Origin of the sequence: Halocola ammonii (assembly GCF_049334165.1) — a bacterium.
In the GTDB taxonomy this organism is placed as follows: Bacteria; Bacteroidota; Bacteroidia; order Flavobacteriales_D; family Sanyastnellaceae; genus JBEGHD01.
Genome location: NZ_JBEGHD010000014.1, coordinates 20,907 through 35,878, shown reverse-complemented (window position 1 = coordinate 35,878; position 14,972 = coordinate 20,907). Strand labels below are relative to the sequence as shown.

Below are 14,972 nucleotides of genomic sequence, written 5' to 3'. Positions count from 1 at the left end.
TGTATTTTATCGAGGACGATATGTCCTAAGAAGCTCACCAAGGGTAGAATTGATAGGACTATTGAAGTCGAAATTAGTAATGTTCTTTTGATTAATGTGTTCCAACAGTTTAGCTAAACCGCGTTTTATTGCAAATTCGGTTTTGCTAGCAACATCAATTTATTATTCTTTCATACATGCTCGATTGCTTGAAGAGCTTTTCGAATTCGTGTTCCCTGGCTTTTATTGTAACGTGCACATTGATATTGAACGTTTTTACTTGTTCGGTAAGGTTGTATACCTCCTCATCTAATGAGTCAAACACATCGCTTAGTACTTTTCCTTGATAATTTATAAACACCCAGTCCCCGTTGGAAAGCTGAACTTTATGAATACCGTTCGATCTCAGCTTATATCCATAGTAAAAGAAACATGAGTCACATTTGAAGAGCTCATTTTTACCAAAATCATAAAGTGTTGTCGTCATTGTAGTAGAATCTATGAACGAGAAATTGCCATATAAGCTTGAGAGTATGTTTTTGTAAGAGAACCATGAGGACTTGGCATCTCCATTTTTATCTACCAGACGTTGTTGATTACCTGGATAACCAGCTGAATTCTCCCTACTTCTGTACTGTGTCAAAATAAATTGATCATCTACCTGGGTGTCGAACAAACCTCTGTAATGATAGTTGACTGTTTCAGAAGAATCGTTTAGTGGAAATGACGCGAATGGTTGAAAATCTGGGGTGTAGATTCGTTGAACTGCATTCGGTTTGTCGTATATGGAAATGAGATTATTATGTGGATAATGACTAATATTACCTTCTACATAAGACAGTGGCGCATCACTCTCAAATGCTTCATGCATGACTTTTCCCGTAGAATCTATTAAATGAATCATGCTATGGTTCGGGTTTATTCCATTTGTAGACTTGCCAAACGTTCGATATCCAGCTATGCCGTGGTTATTGAAATTGCTTACATCAAAAATCTTTTCCCTGTTTGTGTGTAATTGAAAAGAAGTGTTCCCAATGGTATCGATAAAGTAATAATCATCTAATTCTCTTACCAATGACAGATTATAGTTGAAGGGACAATCAGGAACACGAACAAATCCGCCTCTGACAGGAATGAATACATCTGAGGCTCTGAATTTTGGTTCAATAGCTATGTTTCCCTTTCCATCCAAGTATCCATATTGACCATATGAAATACCGATATCTGCATGCAATCCCATATAAGGATATAGAAAGAAAGTTCGTCTATTATTATTTAATGTTCCAAATTCAAGTAAAAATGCAACATTTTCAAATTGAAGTAGAGTATCAAAATTTGTATTGATCACAGCGAAATCACCACTGTAAATGTCCGTGGTTCGATTCGAATTTTCAAGATCCATACGAGGGTAACGGGCTAATACCTTTCGGTTCGACCTGACTATCGCAAATCCATTCCTAAACTCTGGTTGTCTCTTCTCAAAACTTGTCATTTTAGTACCCTGTTTTGAGAAGTAGGCTTCCTGATTTAAGCTGTCCTTAACCAATATTAATCCATCTGAACAGTTCGCTGGAGGATAATCGTATTCAAATGGGATTACAATTTCATTTCTAAAATTGACAGCACCATACTTACCTTCTTTACGACAAATATTAATGCCTTCAGACCATTCTCTTTTGAATTCATTGTCATATTTAGGTGTTACGATCCATTCACCATCAACATTCATCCATCCAGACTTTCCATCTATAGATGCTCTGAAAACCTGATATTTTGTCTCAGGGAGGTTCGGCTTGTAATCCACAAAAATGGTATCAACTGGGGATGAAATTCGTTCCGCTTTAATGTTTGGGTCAGATGTATTTTTGACCGATGCACACGCATTCAGTAACCAGGTGCTCAATAGAATCAGAAATATGTTAAGGCGAATTTTCATATTGGTACTTATTGTTGCTAAAGGCCACGGCTATGAGGAATAGGGTACTTCGGAGCATCGAACTTGAGTGCCAGGACAAAGATTGCTAAAGCCTGAAACTTGCAGAAACCACGGTTCACCCTATTCTTTATAGCCATTGTTGATAACTGTTTTATTTAATGAAACTCAATGCATACTTGAGTAATCGACTCGTCCTTAAAGCCCAAGAGAATCGGGTTCTTGATTTCTTTAGGGTTGTTCATGCACATTCCAGCCATGATGCATTTAATTTTGAAGCTTTCCAGTTGATTAATGATGCTTTCTGTTGTTTCTTTATTTATTGTTGTTTCACCTATTTTTAGAACTCCTTCAAAAGTTGTGTTCGGAAAGTTTTTATCCCCGTCCCAATTAAAGTTCATCGCCAATGTCAGTAGTTTACCATTCACTGTATGAAACACAAGACCCAATTCTGGGTATCGATAATTAATTTTCCCTGTTGAATACTCTTTATAAATTTCTGGCTGGCCAAGCATTTCCACTATCTCTTGATAAGTAGTTTCATTATTTACTGATACTCCGTTCAATTCAACTGAGTAGTCTTCACTGTAAAAAATTTTAATGTTTTCCTGTCCAAAACATATGATTGTTATAAGGCTAAATAGTAAGATTCCAAATAATTGTCTCATTTTTCTTTCTTTTATAGAGTTGCTAACGTATTTAATAAACGTCAGTGCGGCTTTTTCCGCAGTTAGTTAGAATTACGGAACATGTTCTTGTCGACCCTGAACATGAAACGAAGGACGAGTAAAGCCGCATTGCGTTTATTTTGTGTTGTACTGCGTTTTTTTATTTTTTGATGTAGTTGTCGATAATCATCAGTTTTTCAGCTTTTTCCTTGTCTTGTTTACTTCTCGGCAAGTTAATGTAGTATGGAAGAGCTTTTCTTTCATTTGATAGTCTTACGAGGTTTTCATTCAAAAGACGGTCGATGGTATCAAGGACGGTCAGGTCTAAATTTTCAGGAATTGTCTGGCTTTTGCCGTATTTCCCTGCCATTTCGTAAACAAATTCTGTTATTGTCTGCTGTCCTGTCGCACCGAGATAGACTAATTGAGGCCACGGATCCATGGTAATCATCCTTGGAGCGTTATTGTCAATAACATGGATTGTGTCTCGATCTATCCAATCCCATTGTAAAAGTCGCATGAAGAATTTGTCTTTTAATTCTGAATTTTCAAGCTCGTTGAAAGGTGGTAATTCTTTTGATTTTCTTTTAAATATGTCAAACATCGGTTTGGTTTTCTTTAATGCAGTACAACTGTTGCTAAAGTGACATGTCTCTTTATGCAGCAATGTCTGTTGTTTGTTTAATTCATTGTTATTCAGCAGGTAGGTCTGCATATGAGTGAGGTTTTCGATATGATTTTTTGCAAATCTCCAATTTTCACATGGCTTAGTCTTTATCTACTTCGACCAATTTAGAGCTTTTCGAACTTTCTGAAAAGTGGGAGGAAGGTGGCCGGTGTTTCGGTCCAATTAGCCGGCAAAACAAAAAAAAAGGGACAACAGCCATTTGGCCGCGTCCCTTTTCAGTTTTTCAATTTGAACTCCGGTGAGAGTTCTGTTTATCTTTTACTGCATAGTGTCAAATCTGTCCAGCGTCATCACTTTTGTCCAGGCTTTTACGAAGTCGTTTACAAACTTCTCTTTGTTATCGTCCTGGGCATAAACTTCGGCAAGTGCTCTCAGCTCGGAGTTGGATCCGAAAATCAAGTCGGCCCTGGTGGCGGTCCACTTGATCTCGCCAGTTTCACGATCTCGACCTTCAAACATCAGTTTCGAGTCGTCTGTGGCTTTCCACTCTGTGCTCATGTCGAGCAGGTTGACGTAGTAGTCGTTGGTCAAAACTCCGGGACGGTTGGTGAAAATTCCGGTGTTGGAATCATCGTAATTTGTGTTGAGTGCGCGCATTCCGCCAACGAGAACGGTCATCTCGGGAGCGGTGAGCGTCAACAATTGCGCTTTGTCCACGAGTAGTTCCTCGGTCGTGAAAGTGTACTGCGTTTTTTGATAGTTTCTAAAACCATCGGCCATCGGCTCGAGCACTGCCATCGATTCCACATCGGTTTGCTCCTGTGTGGCGTCAGCTCTTCCGGGAGTGAACGGAACTACAACCGTGTAGCCCGCTTTCTGTGCGGCTTTTTCCACTGCGGCATTTCCTCCAAGCACGATCAGGTCGGCCATAGAAACTTGTTTCGACTTGTTTTTGGAATTAAATTCTTTTTGAATTTCCGCCAGCTTGTTCAACACCTTGTCGAGCTGCTCCGGGTTGTTCACTTCCCAGTTGCGCTGCGGCTCAAGGCGAATGCGAGCTCCATTGGCTCCACCTTTGAAATCTGATCCGCGGAAAGTCGAGGCCGAAGCCCAGGCTGTTTCAACAAGCTCCGAAGTGGTCAATCCCGAATTCAGAATTTTCTTCTTCAGCATGTCGATGTCACTTTGTCCGATCAACTCATAATCCACCTCCGGAATTGGATCCTGCCAGATCAAATCTTCTTCCGGTACTTCCGGCCCGAGGTAGAGTTCCTTTGGTCCCATGTCGCGGTGAGTGAGTTTGAACCACGCTTTGGCAAACGCCTCATTGAACTCTTCGGGGTTTTCGTGGAATCTCCTCGAGATTTTTTCATACTCAGGATCGAAACGCAACGAGAGGTCGGTAGTCAACATCGTTGGTCGGTGCATTTTTGTTGAGTCGTGCGCATCGGGGAAAATGGGATCGGCATCCACGGCAACCCACTGGTGAGCGCCTGCCGGGCTTTTTGTCAATTCCCACTCGTGGGCAAAAAGAGCTTTAAAGAAACCCTGACTCCATTCGGTTGGGGTTTTTGTCCAAATCACTTCGAGTCCAGATGTGATGGCATCGCCACCCTTACCAGATTTGTAAGAGCTTTTCCAGCCGAGGCCCTGCTCTTCAATTGGAGCAGCTTCGGGTTCCGGGCCAACGTTGGAGGCATCGCCAGCACCGTGAGTTTTTCCGAGTGTGTGACCACCGGCAATCAAAGCTACTGTTTCTTCATCGTTCATTCCCATCCTGCCAAAAGTCTCGCGAATGTCGTGAGCTGCGGCAACGGGGTCGGGGTTTCCGTTTGGACCTTCGGGGTTCACGTAGATCAATCCCATTTGCACAGCGGCCAAAGGGCGTTCGAGCTCGCGATCGCCAGAATAGCGCTTGTCATCGAGCCATTTGGTTTCCGGTCCCCAGTAGACGTTGCTGGCTGGTTCCCAAACATCTTCACGGCCACCACCATATCCGTAGGTTTCAAATCCCATCGATTCCAGGGCAACATTTCCGGTGAGGATCATGAGATCTGCCCACGAGATTTTGTTTCCGTACTTCTGTTTGATTGGCCACAGCAGTCTGCGTGCCTTGTCGAGGTTGGCATTGTCTGGCCAGCTGTTGATGGGGGCAAAACGCTGTTGTCCATCGCGCGATCCACCGCGGCCATCTCCGGTGCGGTAGGTTCCGGCACTGTGCCAGGCCATGCGGATAAAGAACGGGCCGTAGTGTCCCCAGTCGGCCGGCCACCAATCTTGCGAGTCGGTCATCAAGTCGCGCAGGTCTTGCTTCAGCGCCTCGTAGTCGAGACTGTTAAAAGCTTCCACGTAGTTGAAGTCTTCGCCCATCGGGTTCGACATTTGAGAATGCTGGCGCAGCACACTCAGGTCGAGTCTGTTTGGCCACCACTCGTTGTTGGTGTTGCCGTCAGGGTTAATGTCTTTTTCACCTTCACCTTCGGCCATCGCACCATGGGCAGTTTCACGGGCTTTTTGTTCGCCTTCGTTTAGCTGTTGCGTTTCATCTGCAGTGGTTTCAGTTTTATTTTTCTTTCCCATTTTGTCGAATCCAAAAGGGCAGCCTCCCGAAGATTCTTTTTGAGCTTGTCCCTGCACGGCAAAGGCCAGCAGAAGACCTGAGAGTAGTAGTATTCTTTTCATGATTTCAGAATTTTGAGTGAAACAACTTCAATTGAATTTCAAAGTTACTCCAATTGACCAATAAGTGAAATCAATATATTTTATTGAAATATTGACAGAGTCTATGTTGGTGGTTGGAATAGTTGGATGTTAGACTTTTTTGCGAATGCAAGATTTGCATCGAAACGACAAATCAAAAAGTAGATTTAATTGAGAATAAACAATCCTCCCCCGGCCTACGGCCACCCCCTCCAAAGGGGGACAGGGATCGAGCCACCTCATGCTATTTGTTAGCGTTTGTTGAGCAGCAAAAAACCTGGAAGATTGTTCTCTTTGAAATTGGTCAACGCCATATCCCCCTTTGGAGGGGGTGTCGAGGAACGAGACGGGGGAGGACTAGTAAATTTTACTTTAGATAGTTACCTTCCTCGCTTTTCGTCAGCGTGCCGCAGACCGCGTGTCGCCATAGCTTTAGGCGCCTACGCTAAAGCTTCTGCGACAGCGTGCGGTGGCGCAAGCTTTGGCGCAGAAGGTTGTCACCTTAATTACCTAATAACCGAACTTCCCCAATCATCCCTCCAGTTTGGCGTTCCGAACATCTTTAAGCAATTTTGGTTGAATTGTTTTACAGCTTAATAAATTGTCAACCTTAAATGCGGCTTAGTCCATTGTCAGTTTTGCTGACGACATGCAAAGACTTTTCATTCGCAGCGCCACCTTCTTTCAGGTTTTGCTTGCTCACCGCGTTGACTGCCATTTTTTTTCTCGCAGGATGCTCTCCCAAAGTTAAGGAGAGTGCACTTCCATTAGAATCTCCGGAAAAGTTTACAACAACTGGAAACGTCCAGATACAGGATCGCTGGTGGCGTAGCTTTGAAGATGAACAGCTCAATGAGTTTGTCTCGTCAGCACTGGATTCCAATTTCAATCTGCTTGCTGCATGGGAGCGCCTCGAAGCTTCTGAGGCCGTGGTGAGAAGAGAGCGATCAGTTTTGTTTCCCGAAGTGGAAGCCAACGTTCAAAGTGCTATCAGTCGGCCGGAGCCGGATTTTGTGGGTGGTGAAAATATTCAACTCGGACTTCGTGCTTTTTATGAGGTGGACATCTGGGGTCGATTGCGATCAGCTGTCGATGCCGAGCGCTTTCGGTCAGAAGCAACAATGCTCGATTACCGTGCACTCGCGGTTTCTATCTCTGCAGAAATCACTACAGTTTGGTACCGACTGGAGTCGGCCAGGCTCGAACTTGATCTTCTAAAAAGACAAGTTGAAAACAACGAGAAAATTCTCCGACTACTGCGCAATCGTTACGGTAGCGGACAAATTCGCGGGGTAGACATTCTGAGACAACAACAACTAGTGGAGTCTACTCGCCAGCAACAGTATCAACTCGAGTCGAGAGTGGCAGTGCTCGAAAACCAACTGGCTCTTCTACTGGGAAGACCACCGCAACTAGAACTGGACTATCAGGCCGATTCACTTCCCGAATTACCTGATTTGCCTAATACTGGCATTCCGGCCGATCTGATAGAAAGACGCCCCGATGTACAAGCTTCTTTTAGTCTTTTAAAAGCTGCCGACAGAGAAGTAGCTTCCGCCATCAGCAGTCAATACCCGCGACTGACAATCAATTCAAACATGTCAGTGCGGGCCAACGACTTTAGCGGGCTGGTGGAAGGATGGGCCTATTCGCTTGCCGGAAATTTGCTAGCCCCGATTTTTTATGGAGGTCGCTTAAAAGCCGAAGTGGACAGGACGGAGTCGGTAAAAGAGCAGCGCCTCTACGAGTACGGTCAAACAGTTTTGGTGGCTTTTCGCGAAGTAGAAGATGCTTTGGTTCAGGAGAACAAACAGAAAAAATCGATAGAGGTCCTTGAAGAACAGGTAAAGCTGGCCAGTCAAACGAGTGAGCAATTGCGCATGCAGTATTTTAATGGAATGAGCAATTACCTCGATGTGCTGACAGCTGAGAATGAAAAGCAGAACCTCCAACGGCAGCTCATTACTGCACAGCAAAATTTGATTGAATTCAGAATTGGACTCTATCGCGCTTTGGCTGGCGGAGTGGATTTGCCGCGGGAAGAGGAGGAAACGGAATAAGAAAATCACGATCCATGAGTAAATCAAAAACAATCATCATTTCGCTCATTATTCTGTTGGCAGGAGCTGCGGTAACAGTGCTCATTTTTATGACGGAGCCGACTGCATCGAAAAGTGGTGCTACCAAAGAAACTGCCATGCTCGTGGAGGTTGAGATCGTAAACAAAGGAGATTTCCAGCCAACTTTTAAGGCTACCGGAGTTGTGCAGCCTTCGGAATCGATCATGCTCAGTCCGCGGGTGAGTGGACAGGTTATCCGGCAGTCGAAAAATTTTATTCCCGGATCAGTGGTTCGTAAAGGTGAGTTGATCTTGCAGATCGATCCGGCTGATTACGAGAACCAACTGCAGCTCAGGAGAAGCGAATTGCTCCAGGCTGAAGCAGATCTCAATATCGAAAAAGGAAGACAGGATATTGCCCGACAGGATTATGAACTGGTTGGCGACACGCTTTCGGGAATGAATAAGGGACTTGTGCTTCGTAAGCCGCAATTGAGTTCTGCCGAAGCAATCTACAAGGCAGCCGAAGCCTCAGTAAAACAGGCGCAATTAAATCTGGAGCGAACTTCCATCGAGGCACCTTTTGACGGACAGGTTTTGAGTAGAAATGTAAATGTCGGTTCTCAGGTTTCTCCAGGTGTCAACATCGGAAGGTTGGTTGCCATTGACGAGTACTGGATTATTGTTAACGTGCCGGTCTCGAAAGTCCGATGGCTCACTTTTACTGAAGAAGAGGACGAAGGCTCCGAAGTCCAGATACGGGACAGAAAGTCCTGGATGGAAGGCGAAGGTCGAAAGGGCCATCTGAAAAAATTTATTGGTGCGCTGGAAGATCAAACTCGCATGGCACGACTCATCGTTTCTGTTCCCGACCCGCTGGGAGTGGACACGACAGGTGGGGAAGTACCGCAACTCATTATCAACTCCTTTGTGGAAGTGGATATTCGAGCCGAAGAGTTGAATGACGTGGTCAAACTCAATAGAGACTTTCTCAGAAAAGACAATACCGTTTGGGTGATGGAAGACGGTAGGTTGAGTATCCGTCAACCGGAAATTTTAGTTCAGGATGACAAATTTGTCTACATCACAGAAGGACTCAACAACCGCGACAGCGTTGTGACATCAAGTCTGGCGACAGTTGCCGAAGGAGCAAAACTGCGCGTTGAAACGGACTCCACCACAACTACTGAATCGACAAACGGCCACGGCAGATGAGCGAGGAAGAAAACAAAGAAATAGAGCAAAGCAAGGGCTGGATCGCCTACATGGCGAAGAACCCAATCATTGCCAACCTGCTGATGATTCTACTCATCGGTGGCGGAATCTGGACGATGTACAGCGTGCAGAAAGAAGTCTATCCTCAGTTTCAACTCGACATTGTAGAGGTGGCTGTAGTTTATCCCGGAGCGGCACCAGCAGAGGTCGAGCAGGGAATTTTACTACCTGTTGAAGAAGCCGTTCGAGGCATTCAGGGAATTAAAGAAGTTGTCTCCACGGCAGAAGAAGGTTCTGGGCAGGTGAGCATTGAGCTCGTTGCAGGAACCGATCGGATAAACGCCTACCAGGAAATTGATCAGGCCGTTGCCAGAATTCGCACTTTCCCCGATGAAATTGAGCAGCCGGAAGTTCGACTACAATCCAGGCAACGATCAGTCATGGAAGTTGGACTCTACGGCAATGAAGACATCTGGACCCTGAGATCCATTGCAGAACGATTGAGAGATGACCTGCTCAATAATGAAGCGATTACCCAGGTTGAAATTGGCAATGTTCCGGAATTCGTGACTCACGTAGAAATTCCGCGCTACAAGCTTCGCGAGTACGGTTTAACCCTGGCCGACATTTCCAACATCATCAGAAACTCCAGCGAAGATGTTCCGGCAGGAGCAGTGGAAACCAATGCCGGTGAGATTTTGCTTCGCATGAAGGAGCGCAAACAATGGGCTGATGAGTATAGTCAAATTCGAGTGCTCACTGCACCGACAGGAGCTGTTGTTACACTTGGCGACCTTGCGGAAATTACAGACGGATTCGAAGAAACCGGTTTTCACGGTCAATTCAACCAACAGTCTTCTGTCGAGCTCACCATCTACAGGATTGGCGATCAGTCGCCACTTGAAATTGCCGAAGTGGTGCGCGAAACCATGAACACACAGGAAGCTTCGTTTCCACCAGGAGTGAAGTGGCGAATTGACAGCAACACTGCCGAAGACTACGAAGAACGACTCGCCTTGCTTTCAGAAAATGGAATTTTGGCTGTGATTATAGTCTTGCTGATTCTCACTCTTTTCCTGGAAGCCCGGCTGGCATTTTGGGTCATGCTCGGAATGGCGATTTCATTCATCGGAGGAATTCTCTTTTTGCCTTTAGCTGACATCAGCATCAATATGATTTCGATGTTCGGATTTCTGGTCGTCCTTGGGATTGTAGTCGATGATGCGGTGGTTGTAGGTGAAAATATTTACGAATACCGGCAACAGGGAATGGGCGCTTTAGAAGCAGCTATCAAAGGAACCAAAGACATTTCTACTCCAGTTGTGTTCAGTATTCTGACCAACATCATTGCCTTTGTGCCGCTGCTCTTTATTCCCGGTACAACTGGTAAGTTCTGGTGGCCGTTGCCGGCTGTTGTAATCATTGTGTTAGCCGTTTCTCTTTTCGAAGCACTCTACATTTTACCCGCCCACCTCGGCCACAGTAAAAAGCGCAAAAAGGAAAAGAAGGAGCGACTTTGGGAAAAATGGCAGAAGGCATTTGCCAAAAAGTTTGAACAATTTGTAGAAAAGTATTACACGCCTTTTCTCGACTACTGTTTAAGGTTTCGCTACATCGTTTTGAGCATTGCAATTGTGTTGCTCGTGGTGGTTGGAGGATACGGCTACAGCGACCACATGGGAATCATCCTGATGCCCGAAGTTGCCGCTGATGAAATTGAGGCAGGAGTGAGGCTACCCGAAAGCACTACTTCTCAGCAGGCGGCAAAAGTTGCCAATCAAATCACAGCATCTACACAAGCCATGTTCGATGAACACAATTTGTACGAGGTGGCCGATGGTGTAAAAACCAATGTGAGAAATCAGAACTTTATCGATGTAGAAATCGTGATGAAAGCCCCTGATGAGCGTGACATGTCGGCTCAGGAAGTGATCGAACTCTGGCGCGATAACATCGGGGACATCGAAGGTGTGGATCAAATCACCTTTGAGGCTGAGCGAGGACCTGGCGGCTATCAGCAAGATATCAGCGTTGACCTGGCTCACTCTGACATCGATGTGCTTGAGGAAGTGAGCAGCGTTTTTCTGGAACGAGTAAAACAATACGACAATACGCGGGATGTCAATGACAACTACAACAAGGGAAAAACGCAGTACGACTTTAAACTTTTGCCCGAGGGCCGACTGCTCGGATTCACGCCAACTGAAGTAGGGAATCAGGTGAGAAATGCATTTTTTGGTGCCCTCGCCATGCGTCAATTGAGAGGAAACAACGAGGTGGAAGTTCGTGTGAAGCTTCCGCTTTCGGAGAGGAGGGACATGAATAATTTGGAGGATCTGGTAATTCGAGCTCCCGACAGCACAATGGTTCCGCTATTGGATGTTGTTGAAGTGACACAGCGCGAGGCTTTCACTTCGATCAATCGCAGAAATGGAAGGCGAGTGGTAACTGTCGGTATGGATGCCGAACCGGCCAGCGCTGTAACTCAGATCATCGAATCGCTCGATCAGGAAGAGTTGCCAAAGTTGAGAGCCGATTACCCAGGACTGAGTTGGAGTTTTGAAGGGGCACAGTCGGACATGCGAGAAAGTACCGAATCGCTTTACGGAGGATTCATCCTGGCGATGATGGTGATTTACGCTTTGCTGGCCATTGCCTTTGGAAATTACACTCAGCCACTGATTGTGATGTCGGCCATTCCTTTTGGTATTGTCGGTGCTGTGATCGGTCATATTTTGCTAGGCTATGACTTGTCGCTGGTGAGTTTGATGGGAGTGATCGCCCTGTCGGGAGTAGTGGTGAACGACTCGCTGATCATGATCGACTTTGCGAACAAAAAGCGAAAAGATCAATCTGTTTTTGAAGCTATCCACGAAGCTGGAGTAAGAAGGTTCAGACCAATTATCATCACAACACTAACGACCTTCGGTGGTTTGGCGCCCATAATTTTAGAGACTTCCAATCAGGCGAACAACCTTATTCCGATGGCGATCTCTCTCGGCTTCGGAATCGTGTTTGCCACATCCATTATCCTGTTGATCGTTCCCTGTACTTATCTGATACTGGAAGATGTCGTAAAGGCAATTGAAAGACAGAAGGAGAAGTTGATGTCGAAGACGTAGGATAGTTTGATACTTGCAGCTATGAGATTTAACCACATAGGCACAGTAGAAAGCTCAGGTTTCATTTCTATGTTTCTACTGTAAAGTTGATTGCCTTACAGACGTAATTGAAAATTAGTAAAGGCACATAGGCTTAATGGCCATCGCTCGACTGGCTATGTGACTACTGTGGTTTCCGTTCCGCTTTGAGTGGAAAAGCTTTCAACCAGAGTAAGTTCCTCGTTAAACCTTCGCGCACCATGCTGCTTTGCGAGATGTCGGGTTCATTTTGAGAAAGCTTCTCGTTGAGAATTATTTCCCTGAATTACTTCAGTTGACTCATTTACCAGTTCACTTTAGAGTTAAGATCCGAATGGCTTCATCCTCCAGGATGTAGGTGGGTAAATTTCCTAAGTCCACAATGGCAATTCTTCGATCTTGTTTTTTAAGCTTTTCGATCTGAGCTTTAGATGGAACAAAATCGTAAGCCACGTGGTCAGTATAGAACATCACCGGTATGTGGCCATTTATGGTAATTGACGAATTGAAGATAACGTACTTCTCTTCCCCGAGCTTTTTGTCCAGTGATTCGATAAACTCCATTTCTCGAAGTTCCTGACTGCGATTTCGGTTGTTATCTGGTTCTTTGGAAGTATGAGCCATTTCAATTTTTGATAAGTTCAGCAGTGAATAACCAACCACTAAAACAACAACTACGCGCAAAGCTGAGAGAGTTATTTGCCAAGTCCATTTTAATCTACTCTCCAGAATAGAGAAAGAAAAATCAATAAGAAAACCCAGACCGAGAAAAAGGAAAGGAGCGACAATTATGGGGAAAGAAACCATTTTGGTTGCCGCCACCGTGTAGAATGCATAAACAAAAATGACTGCTGTAGAAATGAAAAAACGATGACTTCTGTCGTGTATTTTCAAAATCATCACAGTAAGCCCAATTAAAAAAATGAACGGCAAAAGCGCAGCCGATCCATAAACCATCTGGAAGCCATCGGTGAAATAGAACCAGGTAGACTCTGTGTGTTTTTCAATCGCTTCGAAAAAGTGCCTTGAGTTTAGCTTCAACTCGTATGCAGCCACTTTTGGAAAGACGAGGTGAGTATAAAGTTGCCATGGTAAAAACACTATCAGACTGATCGCCCCGGAAGTCAAAGCGGGCAAGAAAGATCGCAGCTTTTGCTTTACAGTTTCTTTCGAAAAAGCAATCACGAGCGTCCAAATCACAAAGACTAATAATCCCATCAACCATTTCACTAAAACAGCACAGCCGCCAAACAAGCCGATGAGCAAGAGCCAGTATTTTTTCTTCGATTGACTGTACTCAAACCAGGCCCAAAAGGAGGCTGTGATATAAAAGAGAAATGCCACATCGTTGTGATCCGTGGGGTAGGTTCCAGCTATCAACTCCAACGGGAAGTAAGCCACTGCAAAGAAAAGCGCCCCATAAAATCCTGTTTCGCGATTTACGGCAATTTTACCAATGCGATTAATGAACAGTGGGATGATTGCGTGCATGATCGCACTAGGTAATCTTATTGCAATTTCATTTGCTCCAAAAATCTTGATGCTCGCGGCCATTTGCCAGAGAAACAGCGGTTGCTTGTGCAGCCAAACAGCATTTTCGGTCCAGTTGCGGTAATCGTAGTTCAGGACGGGGTCCGAGTAAAGTGTGGGTTTTAGAAGGTTGTTGGATAGATTCTTTGCCACCAGAGCGTGGTACTGCTCATCCCAAATATTTAGAAAAGGATCGAGGCTCGCCATGAATAAGCCCAGTGTCAATGAGCCCAAGAAGAGGAGAGCAAGGCCGAGCTTCGTTTTATTCCTGAAGACGCCTGTTGAGAAAATGAGCAATGCACCTCCAATAATCAACAGTAGAGATTGCTGGCTTGTGAAATGGAGGAGTTGCATTTAGATTAACGCTTCGAGACTTTCTGATTGGTCTAAAATTCAAATTCTATAAAATTAGAAATTCCATCGAGCATTGAGCAAATCCAATTATCTGGTCTTTACCATTCATCTAAAAAGAAAGACCAAACAGTGTAAAGATTTTTACTTTTTCCAAAAGCATTTTTTTTGTGGAATCATTTTTCTGATGGCTCCACTGGACCTTTGCTTGCCAGCCATTCTTGCTTTTGAACTCTGTAGCAGACACAATTCTGAAGATGCGGGGAATCATCCAAATTGGGATGGTTGAATTCACCGATTTTAGACATTCCAATTTTTTGCATCACTCTTTCCGACCTTAGATTCTCTTTTGGACAGGTTGAAATGACTTCATTGAGGTTGAGTTGGGTGAAGCCGTATTCGAGACATCGCAAGGCGCCTTCGGTGGCATAACCCTTTCCCCAGGCGGATTTTTTCAATCGCCAGCCGATGTCTACGGATGGGGTAAAGGGCGATTCGTATTGCTGAAATGCAAGGCCGATGAAGCCTATAAACTCACCAGTATCTAAAATCTCAGTGGCGAAATAGCAGTGTCCATAATTCTTATAGTGGTCCTGAAGTCTTTTGATGAAATCGGCTGTTTCACTTTTCTCGAGCGGTCTGGGAAAATGCTCCATTACCTCAGGGTCCGCATTGAGAGCGGCAAATTCCTCTAGGTCCTGTCTCGACCAGCTACGAAACCCCAGGCGTGAGGAGGTGAAAATATAATCTTCTTTCAAGGATTAATGTC

At 44.8% G+C, this 14,972-nt stretch carries 9 protein-coding genes; 3 read left to right on the top strand and 6 right to left on the bottom strand.

Annotation, left to right across the window (positions count from 1 at the left end; translation table 11 throughout):
• Positions 1-154: 154 nt before the first annotated feature.
• The 4 genes from ABHV44_RS13630 to katG all read right to left on the bottom strand — a co-directional run bounded on the left by ABHV44_RS13630 (position 155) and on the right by katG (position 5,695).
• Positions 155-1,915 carry a WG repeat-containing protein gene (locus ABHV44_RS13630; protein ID WP_459075258.1) on the bottom strand — a complete coding sequence of 587 codons (1,761 nt, stop codon included), beginning with the start codon at positions 1,913-1,915 and terminating at the stop codon, positions 155-157.
• Between the two features lie 155 nt (positions 1,916-2,070).
• Entirely contained in the window at positions 2,071-2,580 is a 510-nt protein-coding gene (locus ABHV44_RS13625) for a DUF7738 domain-containing protein (RefSeq protein ID WP_459075257.1), read from the bottom strand.
• A gap of 160 nt (positions 2,581-2,740) precedes the next feature.
• Entirely contained in the window at positions 2,741-3,295 is a 555-nt protein-coding gene (locus ABHV44_RS13620; RefSeq protein WP_459075256.1) for a hypothetical protein, read from the bottom strand.
• Positions 3,296-3,526: 231 nt separating this feature from the next.
• The gene (gene katG / locus ABHV44_RS13615) at positions 3,527-5,695 is read right to left on the bottom strand and encodes a catalase/peroxidase HPI (protein WP_459075332.1); all 2,169 of its coding nucleotides are present in this window, start codon (positions 5,693-5,695) and stop codon (positions 3,527-3,529) included.
• Between the two features lie 827 nt (positions 5,696-6,522).
• Here katG and ABHV44_RS13610 point away from each other — a divergent pair.
• The 3 genes from ABHV44_RS13610 to ABHV44_RS13600 are packed head-to-tail and all read left to right on the top strand — an operon-like array spanning position 6,523 to position 12,304.
• Positions 6,523-7,968: an efflux transporter outer membrane subunit gene (locus tag ABHV44_RS13610; protein ID WP_459075255.1), complete on the top strand. Its 1,446-nt coding sequence runs from the start codon at positions 6,523-6,525 to the stop codon at positions 7,966-7,968.
• A gap of 14 nt (positions 7,969-7,982) precedes the next feature.
• On the top strand, positions 7,983-9,182 hold the full coding sequence (locus ABHV44_RS13605) for an efflux RND transporter periplasmic adaptor subunit (protein WP_459075254.1): 1,200 nt from the start codon (positions 7,983-7,985) through the stop codon (positions 9,180-9,182).
• On the top strand, positions 9,179-12,304 hold the full coding sequence (locus tag ABHV44_RS13600) for an efflux RND transporter permease subunit (protein ID WP_459075253.1): 3,126 nt from the start codon (positions 9,179-9,181) through the stop codon (positions 12,302-12,304). Before ABHV44_RS13605 ends, ABHV44_RS13600 begins: the two co-directional genes overlap by 4 nt.
• Before the next feature lie 330 nt (positions 12,305-12,634).
• On the opposite strand, the gene ABHV44_RS13595 is transcribed toward ABHV44_RS13600, so the two are convergent.
• Positions 12,635-14,206 (bottom strand): ArnT family glycosyltransferase, encoded by a 1,572-nt coding sequence (locus tag ABHV44_RS13595; protein WP_459075252.1) that lies wholly within the window; start codon positions 14,204-14,206, stop codon positions 12,635-12,637.
• Positions 14,207-14,379: 173 nt separating this feature from the next.
• Positions 14,380-14,961 carry a GNAT family N-acetyltransferase gene (locus tag ABHV44_RS13590; protein ID WP_459075251.1) on the bottom strand — a complete coding sequence of 194 codons (582 nt, stop codon included), beginning with the start codon at positions 14,959-14,961 and terminating at the stop codon, positions 14,380-14,382.
• Positions 14,962-14,972 lie beyond the last annotated feature (11 nt).

What these genes read in the sequence shown, in the direction of transcription:
- ABHV44_RS13605 (WP_459075254.1), top strand. Translation starts at nt 7,983, where the DNA reads ATGAGTAAATCAAAAACAATCATCATTTCGCTCATTATTCTGTTGGCA.
- ABHV44_RS13630 (WP_459075258.1), bottom strand. Translation starts at nt 1,915, where the DNA reads ATGAAAATTCGCCTTAACATATTTCTGATTCTATTGAGCACCTGGTTA.
- ABHV44_RS13595 (WP_459075252.1), bottom strand. Translation starts at nt 14,206, where the DNA reads ATGCAACTCCTCCATTTCACAAGCCAGCAATCTCTACTGTTGATTATT.
- ABHV44_RS13610 (WP_459075255.1), top strand. Translation starts at nt 6,523, where the DNA reads ATGCGGCTTAGTCCATTGTCAGTTTTGCTGACGACATGCAAAGACTTT.
- ABHV44_RS13620 (WP_459075256.1), bottom strand. Translation starts at nt 3,295, where the DNA reads ATGCAGACCTACCTGCTGAATAACAATGAATTAAACAAACAACAGACA.
- ABHV44_RS13600 (WP_459075253.1), top strand. Translation starts at nt 9,179, where the DNA reads ATGAGCGAGGAAGAAAACAAAGAAATAGAGCAAAGCAAGGGCTGGATC.
- katG (WP_459075332.1), bottom strand. Translation starts at nt 5,695, where the DNA reads ATGGCCGAAGGTGAAGGTGAAAAAGACATTAACCCTGACGGCAACACC.
- ABHV44_RS13625 (WP_459075257.1), bottom strand. Translation starts at nt 2,580, where the DNA reads ATGAGACAATTATTTGGAATCTTACTATTTAGCCTTATAACAATCATA.